This is a genomic window from Paraburkholderia sp. EG287B (assembly GCF_040965595.1).
Lineage (GTDB): Bacteria > Pseudomonadota > Gammaproteobacteria > Burkholderiales > Burkholderiaceae > Paraburkholderia.
Genome location: NZ_JBFRCG010000007.1, coordinates 102,821 through 114,644 on the forward strand (window position 1 = coordinate 102,821; position 11,824 = coordinate 114,644).

Genomic DNA, 11,824 nt, shown 5'->3' on the forward strand with positions numbered 1-11,824 from the left:
TTCTTTCAGGGACACAGCAGGGTGACTCAACAGAACCGGTACGATCTGCTCGTCGTGGGCGGCGGGATCAACGGCGCGGGCATCGCGCGCGACGCGGCCGGCCGCGGGTTGTCGGTGCTCCTTTGCGAGCAGGACGATCTCGCTTCGCATACCTCGTCGTCCAGCACCAAGCTGATTCATGGCGGGCTGCGCTATCTCGAGTACAAGGAATTCGGGCTCGTACGCAAGGCGCTGCAGGAGCGCGAAACGCTGCTGCGCGCGGCGCCTCACATCATGTGGCCCCTGCGTTTCGTCATGCCGCACATGCCGAATCTGCGCCCCGCCTGGCTCATTCGCATGGGCCTGTTTCTCTACGACCATCTCGCGAAGCGCGAATTGCTGCCGGGCTCGCGCGGCATCGACATGCGCCGCCATGCGGCCGGTGAGCCGCTCATCGACTCGATCCAGCGCGGCTTCGTGTATTCGGACGGCTGGGTCGACGACGCGCGTCTCGTCGTGCTCAACGCGCTCGACGCGCAAGAGCGCGGCGCGCAAATCCTCACGCGCACGAAGCTCGTTTCCGCCGTGCGCACGAGCGCCACGAACGGCGCGGATAGCGAATGGGAGGCGCTGCTGCGCCGTCCGGACGGCAGCACCTTCAACGTGCGCGCCCGCGCCATCGCCAACGCGGCCGGGCCGTGGGTGGGCGAAGTGCTCCACGGTGCGCTCGGGCGCGGCGCGCAACACAGCGTGCGGCTCGTGAAGGGCAGCCATATCGTCACGAAGCGCCTGTTCGAGCACGACCACGCGTACATCTTCCAGAACCCGGACAAGCGCATCATCTTCGCGATTCCGTACGAGCACGACTTCACGCTCATCGGCACGACCGACGTGGAGTATCACAACGACCCCGCGAAGGTCTCGATCGACGGCGACGAAACGCGCTATCTGTGCGAGTCGATCAACCGTTATTTCAAGCGCAAGATCTCGCCGGCCGACGTGCAATGGACCTACTCGGGCGTGCGTCCGCTGCTCGAGGAAGAGGGCGCGGAGAATGCGTCCGCCGTCACGCGCGACTACAAGCTCGAACTCGACGAAACTGCCGGCGCGCCGCTGCTATCGGTGTTCGGCGGCAAGATCACGACCTTCCGCAAGCTCGCGGAAGAGGCTTCCGACGTGCTGTGCCGCGTGCTCGACCACGCCGCGCCATCGTGGACGGCGGGTGCGCCGCTGCCCGGCGGCGATATCGCGAACGCGCGTTTCGAGCCCTTTGCGCAGGACTTCGCGAGACGCCATGCGTGGCTGCCCGCCGCGCTCGCGCGCCGCTACGCACGCGCCTACGGCACGCGCGCCGAACGGCTCCTCGACAACGCGCAATCGCTCGCGGACCTCGGCGCCGAAGTCGCGCCGGGCATCTTCGAGGCCGAATTGCGCTACCTGCGCAACGCCGAATGGGCCACGCGCGCCGAAGACGTGTTGTGGCGCCGCTCGAAGCTGGGCCTCCATGTCGCGCCGGGCACGCTCAACGGCGTGGCCGCCGCAATCGATCACTGGTTTGCCGCAACAAGCGCGACGGCGACCGCGCAGCACTGAAGTTCGCCGGCAGCACGCAAGGTAGGTCACGTACCCCCCACGCACCGTCCCCGCGGCGCGTCATCACAACTAGTACAGACGGAGATGAGAGACATGCAGGAACAGTACATTCTTGCGCTCGACCAGGGCACCACGAGTTCGCGCGCCATGCTTTTCGACCGCCAGGGCAACATCGTTTCGGTGGCCCAGAAAGAGTTCGAACAGATTTATCCGCAGCCGGGCTGGGTCGAGCACGATCCGCAGGAAATCTGGTCGACCCAGGCTGGCGTCGCTGCCGAGGCCGTGACGCGCGCCGGCATGAACGGCACCAACATCGCCGCGATCGGCATTACGAACCAGCGCGAGACGACGATCGTCTGGGACCGCGAGACGGGCCATCCCATCTATAACGCCATCGTGTGGCAGGACCGCCGCACGGCCGACTTCTGCGACTCGCTCAAGGCGCGCGGCCTCGAAGAGAAAGTGCGTGCGAAAACAGGTCTGCCGATCGATTCGTACTTCTCGGCAACCAAGATTCGCTGGATTCTCGACAACGTGCCCGGCGCACGCGAAAAAGCGCGTCAAGGCAAGCTCGCGTTCGGCACCGTGGACAGCTGGCTCGTGTGGAACTTCACGAAGCACGAACTGCACGTGACCGACGTGACGAATGCGTCGCGCACCATGCTCTTCAATATTCACACGCGCCAATGGGACGACGAGCTGCTCGACGCCCTCGAAATTCCGCGCAGCATGCTGCCCGAAGTCCGTTCGTCATCCGAAATTTACGGTCCGACCAAAACCACGGTGTTCGCCTCGAAGATTCCGCTGGCCGGCATCGCGGGCGACCAGCAGGCCGCGATGTTCGGCCAGATGTGCACGAGCACGGGCATGGTGAAGAACACCTACGGCACGGGCTGCTTCCTGATGATGAACACGGGCACGCAGCCCATCGAGTCGAAGAACAACCTCGTCACGACGATCGCGTGGCAGATCGGCGACGAAGTCAACTATGCGCTCGAAGGCAGCATCTTCATTGCCGGCGCGGTGGTGCAGTGGCTGCGCGACGGCATGGGCATCATCAAGAGCGCACCGGAAATCGAAGCGCTCGCCGCGAGCGTGCCGCACACGGACGGTGTGTACCTCGTGCCGGCGTTTGCGGGCCTCGGCGCGCCGCACTGGAACGCGCACGCACGCGGCACGCTGTTCGGCGTGACGCGCGGCACGACCTCGGCGCATCTCGCGCGCGCGGCGCTCGATTCGATCGCGTACCAGTCGCTCGACGTGCTGGCGGCCATGGAAGCGGATTCGGGCATCAGCGTGGGCGAGCTGCGCGTGGACGGCGGCGCGAGCGCGAACAATCTGCTCATGCAGTTCCAGGCGGATCTGCTCGGCGTGGATGCGGTGCGCCCGAAGATCACCGAAACCACGGCGCTCGGTGCGGCCTACCTCGCCGGCCTCGCAACCGGCTACTGGCAGAACGTGGGCGAACTGCAGAGCCAGTGGAAGCTCGACCGCCGTTTCGCGCCGTCGATGCAGGGCGCGCAGGTCGACGCCTGTCGCGCGGGCTGGCAGCGTGCGGTGCGCGCGGCCAAGGCCTGGGCGGACGACTCGCACTGAGCAGCGCAGTCAGTTTTACAACCTACAAGCATAACTAATTAACATAACCCGCAGCGGGATCGCATGCGCTTCGTGCACATGCACCGCGCGGGCAGAGAGAGACTACGACAATCATGTCACCCTATATTGCTGAATTCATCGGCACGGCCATTCTCGTGCTGCTCGGTAACGGCGCCGTTGCAAACGTGCTGCTGGCAAAAACGAAGGGCAAGGGCGCCGACCTCATCGTCATCGTGATGGGCTGGGCCATGGCCGTGTTCGTGGCGGTCTACGTGACCGCCTCGTTCAGCGGCGCGCACCTCAACCCGATCGTCACGATCAGCCTCGCGCTCGCGGGCAAGTTCGCATGGTCGAAGGTCGGGGGTTATATCGCCGCGCAGATGCTCGGCGGCATGGCGGGCGCGCTGCTCGTGTGGCTTGCCTATCGACAGCACTTCGCGAACGAAGCCGACCCGGATATCAAGCTCGCGGTGTTCTGCACGGCACCCGCCATTCGCAGCAAGCGGCACAACGTGTTGACGGAAGCGATCTGCACCTTCGTGCTGATCCTCGGCGTGCTCTATCTGGCCTCGCCGCAGGTGGGACTCGGCGCGCTCGACGCGCTGCCCGTCGGCCTGCTCGTGCTCGGCATCGGCATTTCGCTCGGCGGCCCGACCGGCTACGCAATGAGCCCGGCGCGCGATCTCTCGCCGCGCATCATGCACGCGCTGCTGCCGATTCCGGGCAAGCGCGACAGCGACTGGCGCTATGCGTGGATTCCGGTGTTCGGGCCGCTTGCCGGCGGTGCCGCGGCGGCCGGTCTCTATCATTACCTGCACGCCATGCACTGACCCGCACCGCGCCTGCGCGACAGGCGCGTTGCCGTGCACCAAGCCCGCGTACGCCCCGGCGTTCGCGGGCTTTTGTTTTTCTGCGCACCCACGGCGCATCACCGTGCAAAGGGCGCGATCCGGTTTCGCTATCGCCTCATGCGGCTTTCGGATTGTTCGGCTATCGCGGCACCCCTATATTGGCTGTCAACGATCCATTCCAATCTCAGGAGACGCCGCATGAAGCTGGTCCGCTGGGGCAGTAAGGGGGCTGAAAAGCCGGGTGTGATCGATAACGAGGGGCGCGTGCGCGATCTCTCCAGTGTCACCCCGGACGTGGCCGGTAAAGGCCTCGGCGCGGCCGCGCTGCGCCAACTCGCCAGCTGCGATCTCGCCGCCTTGCCGCTTGTTCCCGCGGACACCCGCCTGGGGCCTTGCGTGGGCAGCGTCGGCAAGATCGTCTGCGTGGGCCTCAATTATTCCGATCACGCCGCCGAATCGAACATGCCCGTGCCCACGGAGCCCGTGCTCTTCCTCAAGGCAACGAGTTCCATCACCGGCCCCAACGACGACGTGCTGATTCCCCCGGGCGCGACGAAGGTCGACTGGGAAGTCGAGTTGGGCGTGGTGATCGGCGAAGCAGCGCGCAATGTGCCGCGCGAGCGCGCGCTCGATCATGTGGCCGGTTATTGCGTCGTCAACGATGTTTCGGAGCGCGCGTGGCAGATCGAGCGCGGCGGCCAGTGGGACAAGGGCAAGGGCTACGACACCTTCGCGCCGCTCGGCCCTTGGCTCGTCACGCGCGACGAAGTCGCCGACCCGCAGGCACTCGACATGTGGCTCGAAGTCGACGGCAAGCGCTACCAGAACGGCAACACGCGCACGATGATCTTCGACGTGGCCACGCTCGTTTCCTATATCAGCCAGTTCATGAGCCTGCAGCCCGGCGACGTGATCTCGACCGGCACGCCGCCCGGCGTGGGCATGGGGCAGAAGCCGGAGCCCATCTATTTGCGCGCGGGACAGACCATGCGGCTGGGCGTGAGCGGCCTGGGCGAACAACAGCAACGCCTCGTGGCGGAACAAGGAGGGCAGGCGCAATGAATCAATTGGATCTGAACAATCGAGTGATGGTCGTGACGGGCGGCGCGCGCGGTCTGGGTTATGCCGTGGCGCAACGCGCACTGCGCTCGGGCGCGTCGGTCGCGCTCTGGGACATCGACGTCGAACGGCTCGAACGCGCGCGCGCCGAATTGTCGGAACTGGGCAACGTCTCGGTGGTGACGGTCGAACTGACCGACGAAGCCTCGGTCGAGGCCGCCGCACAGCAAACCGTGAAAACGCACGGCGCGATTCACGCGCTCGTGAACAGCGCGGGCATCACGGGCGGCAATGGCCTCACGTGGGAACTGCCCGTGGACGTGTGGCGCCGCGTGATCGAAGTGAACCTGATCGGCAGCTACCTGACCTGCCGCGCCGTGGTGCCGCGCATGATCGAACAGGGCTATGGGCGCATCGTCAATATCGCCTCCGTGGCCGGCAAGGAAGGCAATCCGAATGCTTCGCACTACAGCGCATCGAAGGCCGGGCTCATCGGGCTGACCAAGTCGCTCGGCAAGGAGCTGGCCACGAAGGGCGTGCTCGTCAACGCCGTGACGCCGGCGGCGGCCAAGACCGAGATTTTCGATTCGATGTCGCAGCAGCATATCGACTACATGCTCGCGAAGATCCCGATGAACCGCTTCCTGATGCCGGACGAGGCGGCTTCGATGATCGTGTGGCTCACGACGGAAGACTGCGCGTTCAGCACCGGCTCGGTGTTCGATCTTTCGGGCGGGCGCGCGACTTACTGAGGCGGGAAGCAGGACCCGCGCGCATCGGCCGGATAACGCGCGGGATCACGATAACGGCGCGGTGGTAATAGAAGAGCGCCGACAGGAGACATCGATGTCGATCGAGGCACCTACCCAGGCACCCAAGCTGGCAACTACGCTGGCAGAAGCCGCCGGCCGCAAGGCCATGCGCCGCCTTTTGCCTTTCCTGCTCTTGATGTACGTGCTCGCGTTTCTCGACCGCGCGAACATCGGCTTCGCGCAAAAGGCGCTGTTGCACGATACGGGCCTTTCGGACGCGGCATTCGCTTTCGGCGCGGGCGTGTTCTTCGTCGGCTACGCGCTCTTCGAAGTGCCGAGCAATCTCGCGCTGCACCGCGTGGGCGCGCGGATCTGGATGTGCCGCATCATGGTCACGTGGGGTTTGATATCCGCGGCGATGGCGTGGGTGCAGTCGCCCACCTCGTTCTATGTACTGCGCTTCCTGCTGGGCGTGGCCGAAGCGGGTTTCTTCCCCGGCATCATCTATTACCTCACGCAGTGGTTTCCGCAGTCCTCGCGGGCGCGCGCCATCGGCCTGTTCTATTTCGGCGCGCCGCTGGCGTTCATCTTCGGCGGACCGTTGTCGGGGCTTCTGCTCGAGATGCACGGCACCTTCGGCCTCGCGGGCTGGAAGTGGCTCTTTCTCGTGGAAGGCGGCCTGGCCTCGGTCGTGGGCGTGTGGGCCTTCTGGTATCTCGTCGACAAGCCCGCGGACGCGCGCTGGCTCTCCGCCGACGAGCGCGGTGCGCTTACGGGCGCGATCCAGCTCGACGCGCGTGAAGCCGCCGCACACGGTCCGCGCGATGCGCTCGCCGCGCTGTTCGACCGCCGCGTGCTCGCCTATGCCGGCATCTATGCGCTGATCCAGATGAGCGTGTACGGCGTGATCTTTTTTCTGCCGCAACAGGTGGCCTCGCTCGTGGGCGCCTCCGTGGGGTTCAAGGTGGGCCTGCTCGCGGCCGTGCCCTGGCTGTGCGCCGTGGCGCTGACGTGGATCGTGCCGCGCCGTGCGGACCGGCTCGGAGGTCATCGCGCGTGGGCTGCGCGGCTGCTCGTGATGTCGGGTGTCGGCATTGCCGTGTCGGGCCTGGCGGGAGGCCTTGGCGGCACCGCGGGCGCGATCGTCGCGATGCTCGGCCTGTGCTGCGCGGCGAGCGGCTTCATCGCGGCGCAGCCGCTCTTCTGGACCTTCCCGGCGCGCGACCTGGCGGGCGCGGCCTCGGCCAGCGGCATCGCGCTCATCAATTCGCTCGGCGGTCTGGGCGGCTTCGTCGCGCCGATGCTGCGCGCCGCCGCCGATCGACACTTTGCTTCCCACGCGGCGGGCCTCGAACTGCTCGGTCTTGCCAGCATTGCCGCCGCGCTGCTCATTCTTGTCGTCGCGCCGCGCGCCGTTGCGCCGGCGGCTCGCTCGTTCGAGCCGCCCGTGCGGCGCGCGCGCTAATCCTCTACCCAGGAGCTACGTAACATGGCCATGCCAACCATCAAACACGTGCGAGCCTTCACCGTGCGCGGCGGCGGCGCCGATTATCACGATCAACCCGACGGCCACTGGATCGACGACCATATTTCCACGCCGATGGCGCGCTATCCCGAGTATCGTCAGAGCCGCCGCTCGTTCGGCATCGATGTGCTCGGCACGCTCGTCGTGGAAGTCGAGGCGAGCGACGGCACCGTGGGTTTCGCCGTGACCACGGGCGGCGAGATCGGCGCATTCATCGTCGAGAAGCATCTCGCGCGCTTTCTCGAAGGGCAGCGCGTGACCGACATCGAGAAGATGTGGGATCAGATGTACTACGCCACGCTCTACTACGGCCGCAAGGGTGTCGTGCTCAACACCATCTCGGGCGTCGATCTCGCGCTGTGGGACCTGCTCGGGCAGATCCGCAAGGAGCCCGTGTATCAGCTGCTCGGCGGCCCCGTGCGCGACGAATTGATGTTTTACGCGACCGGCGCGCGACCCGATCTCGCGAAGGAAATGGGCTTTATCGGCGGCAAGCTGCCGCTGCTGCATGGTCCGGCCGAAGGTGAGGAGGGCCTCAGAAAGAATCTCGAACTGCTTGCCACGATGCGCGAGCGCGTGGGCGACGACTTCTGGCTCATGTACGACTGCTGGATGAGCCTCGACGTGCGCTATGCCACGCGCCTTGCCCAGGCCGCGAAAGAGTATGACCTCAAGTGGATCGAGGAATGCCTGCCGCCCGACGACTACTGGGGCTATGCCGAACTGCGCCGCAATGTGCCGCGCGGCATGATGGTATCCACCGGCGAGCACGAGGCCACGCGCTGGGGCTTTCGCATGCTGCTGGAAATGGGCTGCTGCGATCTGATCCAGCCCGACGTGAACTGGTGCGGCGGCATGACCGAACTCATCAAGATCTCGGCGCTCGCCGACGCCCACAACGTGCTGGTGGTGCCGCACGGCTCCTCGGTGTACAGCTACCACTTCGTCGTGACGCGCCATAACTCGCCGTTCGCGGAATTCCTCATGATGGCGCCGAAGGCCGACAAGGTGGTGCCGATGTTCACGCCGCTGCTGCTCGACGAACCGGTGCCGGTGAAAGGACGGCTCAAGGTGCCGGACGCACCGGGCTTCGGCGTGCGGCTCAATCCGGACTGCAAACTTTCGCGGCCATACACGCACTGAGCGCACCGAACGCGCACCAGGCGAGGTGCATCACAAGCTACGAGGAGAAACACGTGCTGCTCAAGGACAAGGTGGTGATCGTCACCGGCGGTTCGCGCGGCATCGGCCGCGCCATTGCGATTGCGAGCGCCCGCGAGGGCGCCGATGTCGCGATCAACTACTGGGGCGACAACGACGCCTCGTACGGCCGCCGCTCGGCGATCGACGAGGTGCTGGGCGAGATCGAGCGGCTAGGGCGTCGCGCGATCGCGCTGGAAGGCAACGTGGCCGCGCCGCAGACGGGCGTGGATCTCGTGCGCCAGACGGTGGAGCGCTTCGGCAAGGTCGATGTGCTCGCCAGCAATGCGGGCATCTGCCCGTTCCACTCGTTTCTCGACATGCCGCCCGCCGTGCTCGAACGCACGATCGGCGTGAATCTGAACGGCGCGTTCTACGTGACCCAGGCCGTTGCGCGGCAAATGAAGGAGCAGGGCACGGGCGGCGCGATCGTGGCGACGAGTTCGATCAGCGCTTTGGTGGGCGGCGGCATGCAGACGCACTACACGCCCACCAAGGCCGGCGTGCATTCGCTGATGCAGTCGTGCGCGATCGCGCTTGGACCCTATGGCATCCGCTGCAATTCGGTGATGCCGGGCACCATCGCCACCGACCTGAACGCCGAAGACCTCAGCGATGAAGGCAAGCGCGCGTACTTCGAAAAGCGCATTCCGCTCGGGCGGCTGGGCGCGCCCGAGGACGTGGCCGAATGCGTCGTGTTTCTCGCCTCGGACCGCGCGCGCTATGTGACGGGCGCAGCGCTGCTCGTGGACGGCGGGCTGTTCGTGAATCTGCAATGAGCCCAGGGCCAGCGTTTCAATGAGGAGCGAGCGCGGTCGCGTGCGAACCATCGTGAGCGATATCGTCCATCTTGAAGGGCTGCGAAAAGCGCCGCAGCAAGCCGACGAAATGCTCGGCGGGCTCGGCGAGCGGCTCGTTCTTGCGCGTGAGCACGCCGTAGCCCGGCAGGCTCTTGCCGATTTCGAGCGGCAGCACGACGAGCAGCTTGCCGCGCACATGGTCGCGCACGACCGACTCGGGCAGCATGGCCACGGCGTCGAAGCTTTCGAGCAGCTGCAGCGTGGCGAAGATCGAGGCCGACTCGGTGAGATTGGCGGGCGTGCCGAGACCGGCGCGCGCGAGTTCGCCTTCGAACAACTCACGCGCGGGACTCGTGATGGGCTGCGCCACCCACGGCCAGTCCATCAGTTCCGCGAGCGTGACCTGTTCGCGCCGCGCAAGCGGATGGCGCGCGCGCACCACGAGCACGAGCGTTTCCCGCGCGATCGGTTCGAAGCTGAAGTCGTTGTGCTGCAGCGGCGTGGTGAGGCGCCCGAGGGCGAGATCGACTTCGCGGCGATGCAGCAGCTGCACGACCTGGTCGCTCGTTTCGCCGAGAATGCGCACGTGCAGCAGCGGCCGTTCGGTCTTGAGCGTGGCGACGGCTTGCGCGAGCAGGTCGGGCGCGGCGCCCATGATCGCGCCCACGGTGAGCTGGCCGTGACCGCCGCGGCGCTTGACGTCGAGGTCTTCGGCGAAGCGCGTGAGTTCGGCGAGCGCGCGGCGCGCGTAGGCGAGCGTGACGACGCCGAGCGCGGTGGGCTGCATGCCGCGCGCGTTGCGCTCGAAGAGCCGGAAGCCGAACGCTTCCTCGATGTCGCTCAGCATGCGGCTCGCGCTGGGCTGGGCCACGTTGATGGCGTCGGCGGCCTGATGAACGTTGCGCGCGTCGTCGAGCGCGACGAGCAGGGCAAGGTGCTTGAATCTGAGCCGGTTGACGAGTGCGACGACGGAAGTGTGATGGTTCATGGAGCGATCCGGTTTGTGCATCGCCCGATCCCAACATCGGATTGGTTGGCTATCGATGCGGGAATTATAGTCGGATCACAACGCAGCTAACCACGTAAAAAACGCGTGCAACCGCGCACCGCGAAGCCAGGGCAAACACCGAGTCGACGCCTGCACCCGGTCACACAAGCGGCATAAGCGCACGACGTAACAAGGCTGGACGGAGACACGATCATGGAGACAATGGCGTTTCGCATGCAGCTCGATCCCGGCAAGCGGGACGAATACGAGCGGCGTCACCGCGAAATCTGGCCCGAGCTGGCGAGCGCGCTGCGCGACGCGGGCGTGAAAAATTACCGCATCTTTCTCGACGAAGCGACCCACCATCTCTTTGCCGTGCTCGAATGCCGCGACGATCACACCATGGACGCGCTGCCCGAGTTGCCCGTCATGCGCAAATGGTGGGATTACATGGCCGACATCATGCAGACGGATGCGCACAACGTGCCGCTGCAACAGCCGCTCGTGCAGGTCTTTCATTTGCCTTGAGCTCACGCGAGGAGCATGCCATGCAGGTCGTCGATCCACACGTCCACTTCTGGAACCTCGATACGCATCATTACCCGTGGCTCGCGAATCCGGGTACGTCGTTCGTCTGTGATGCGCGCGAACTCAAGCACAACTATCTGCCCGCCGATCTGTTGCGCGAGGCCGGCGACATTGACTTGCTCAAGGTCGTGCACGTCGAAGCGAATCACGATCCGGACGATCCGGTGGAAGAAACGCGCTGGCTGGAAGGGCTCGCGGACATTGCCGCGAACGCGGGGGAGGCGCGCGCGTTGCCCGACGCGATCGTCGCGGCCTGCGATCTCAGCTCGCCCAATGCGCCCGCGGTGCTGGAGGCGCATGCGGCGTTTGCGCGTACACGCGGCATTCGCCAGATTCTGAATGTTCACGAGAACAAGCTCTACGACTACGTGGGGCGGCATTACATGCGTGAGGCAAGCTGGCGCGAGAACTTCGCGCTGCTGGAGAAGCACGGTCTTTCGTTCGACCTGCAGCTTTATCCCTCGCAGATGGAGGAGGCCGCCGCACTCGCGCGTGCGCATCCCGGCATTCAGCTCGTGATCAACCACGCGGGCATGTTCGTCGACCGCAACAGCGTGGCGGGCTACCGCGCGTGGCGCGACGGCCTGCGCCTGCTTGCGGCATGCCCGAACGTGGCCGTGAAGATCAGCGGACTGGCGATGTTCGACCATGCGTGGAGCGTCGAAAGCCTGCGCCCTTATGTACTGGAGACGATCGACGCATTCGGCGCGGAGCGCGCGATGTTCGCCTCGAACTTTCCGGTCGACCGCCTGTTCGGCGGCTATTCGAAGCTTTGGCAGGCGTATGCGTCGATCGTGAGCGGCGCGAGCGAGAGCGAACACACGGCGCTGTTTCGCGGCAACGCGGAACGTATCTACCGCATTTGAGCGTGCGCGCAACGACAGGGAGACAGG

At 65.7% G+C, this 11,824-nt stretch carries 11 protein-coding genes; 10 read left to right on the forward strand and 1 reads right to left on the reverse strand.

The window, feature by feature from the left end:
• Positions 1-21: 21 nt before the first annotated feature.
• The 8 genes from glpD (at position 22) to AB4Y40_RS13920 (ending at position 9,334) form a co-directional block, all read left to right on the forward strand.
• Complete coding sequence (gene glpD, locus AB4Y40_RS13885) at positions 22-1,572, forward strand: glycerol-3-phosphate dehydrogenase (RefSeq protein ID WP_368688176.1); 1,551 nt, start codon at positions 22-24, stop codon at positions 1,570-1,572.
• Positions 1,573-1,665: 93 nt separating this feature from the next.
• Complete coding sequence (gene glpK / locus AB4Y40_RS13890) at positions 1,666-3,168, forward strand: glycerol kinase GlpK (protein WP_368688177.1); 1,503 nt, start codon at positions 1,666-1,668, stop codon at positions 3,166-3,168.
• A gap of 113 nt (positions 3,169-3,281) precedes the next feature.
• Positions 3,282-3,998, forward strand: a complete 717-nt coding sequence (locus AB4Y40_RS13895; protein WP_028203061.1) for an MIP/aquaporin family protein — start codon at positions 3,282-3,284, stop codon at positions 3,996-3,998.
• 219 nt (positions 3,999-4,217) lie between these two features.
• The gene (locus AB4Y40_RS13900; protein WP_368688178.1) at positions 4,218-5,081 is read left to right on the forward strand and encodes a fumarylacetoacetate hydrolase family protein; all 864 of its coding nucleotides are present in this window, start codon (positions 4,218-4,220) and stop codon (positions 5,079-5,081) included.
• Entirely contained in the window at positions 5,078-5,830 is a 753-nt protein-coding gene (locus AB4Y40_RS13905) for an SDR family NAD(P)-dependent oxidoreductase (RefSeq protein WP_368688179.1), read from the forward strand. Before AB4Y40_RS13900 ends, AB4Y40_RS13905 begins: the two co-directional genes overlap by 4 nt.
• A gap of 166 nt (positions 5,831-5,996) precedes the next feature.
• A complete protein-coding gene (locus AB4Y40_RS13910) occupies positions 5,997-7,295 on the forward strand; it encodes an MFS transporter (protein WP_368688411.1) in 1,299 nt (432 codons plus the stop codon).
• A gap of 24 nt (positions 7,296-7,319) precedes the next feature.
• Complete coding sequence (rhmD, locus tag AB4Y40_RS13915; RefSeq protein WP_201696319.1) at positions 7,320-8,498, forward strand: L-rhamnonate dehydratase; 1,179 nt, start codon at positions 7,320-7,322, stop codon at positions 8,496-8,498.
• A gap of 53 nt (positions 8,499-8,551) precedes the next feature.
• Positions 8,552-9,334 carry an SDR family NAD(P)-dependent oxidoreductase gene (locus AB4Y40_RS13920; protein ID WP_069266104.1) on the forward strand — a complete coding sequence of 261 codons (783 nt, stop codon included), beginning with the start codon at positions 8,552-8,554 and terminating at the stop codon, positions 9,332-9,334.
• Between the two features lie 16 nt (positions 9,335-9,350).
• On the opposite strand, the gene AB4Y40_RS13925 is transcribed toward AB4Y40_RS13920, so the two are convergent.
• The gene (locus AB4Y40_RS13925; RefSeq protein WP_368688180.1) at positions 9,351-10,343 is read right to left on the reverse strand and encodes a LysR family transcriptional regulator; all 993 of its coding nucleotides are present in this window, start codon (positions 10,341-10,343) and stop codon (positions 9,351-9,353) included.
• 213 nt (positions 10,344-10,556) lie between these two features.
• Here AB4Y40_RS13925 and rhaM point away from each other — a divergent pair, with 213 nt between their 5' ends.
• Both rhaM and AB4Y40_RS13935 read left to right on the forward strand, forming a co-directional pair.
• On the forward strand, positions 10,557-10,871 hold the full coding sequence (rhaM, locus tag AB4Y40_RS13930) for an L-rhamnose mutarotase (protein WP_368688181.1): 315 nt from the start codon (positions 10,557-10,559) through the stop codon (positions 10,869-10,871).
• A gap of 20 nt (positions 10,872-10,891) precedes the next feature.
• A complete protein-coding gene (locus AB4Y40_RS13935; protein ID WP_368688182.1) occupies positions 10,892-11,797 on the forward strand; it encodes an amidohydrolase in 906 nt (301 codons plus the stop codon).
• Positions 11,798-11,824 lie beyond the last annotated feature (27 nt).

Coding starts and splice junctions, on each gene's coding strand:
- AB4Y40_RS13900 (WP_368688178.1), top strand. CDS start 4,218: ATGAAGCTGGTCCGCTGGGGCAGTAAGGGGGCTGAAAAGCCGGGTGTG.
- glpK (WP_368688177.1), top strand. CDS start 1,666: ATGCAGGAACAGTACATTCTTGCGCTCGACCAGGGCACCACGAGTTCG.
- rhaM (WP_368688181.1), top strand. CDS start 10,557: ATGGAGACAATGGCGTTTCGCATGCAGCTCGATCCCGGCAAGCGGGAC.
- AB4Y40_RS13935 (WP_368688182.1), top strand. CDS start 10,892: ATGCAGGTCGTCGATCCACACGTCCACTTCTGGAACCTCGATACGCAT.
- AB4Y40_RS13925 (WP_368688180.1), bottom strand. CDS start 10,343: ATGAACCATCACACTTCCGTCGTCGCACTCGTCAACCGGCTCAGATTC.
- AB4Y40_RS13905 (WP_368688179.1), top strand. CDS start 5,078: ATGAATCAATTGGATCTGAACAATCGAGTGATGGTCGTGACGGGCGGC.
- rhmD (WP_201696319.1), top strand. CDS start 7,320: ATGGCCATGCCAACCATCAAACACGTGCGAGCCTTCACCGTGCGCGGC.
- AB4Y40_RS13895 (WP_028203061.1), top strand. CDS start 3,282: ATGTCACCCTATATTGCTGAATTCATCGGCACGGCCATTCTCGTGCTG.
- AB4Y40_RS13910 (WP_368688411.1), top strand. CDS start 5,997: ATGCGCCGCCTTTTGCCTTTCCTGCTCTTGATGTACGTGCTCGCGTTT.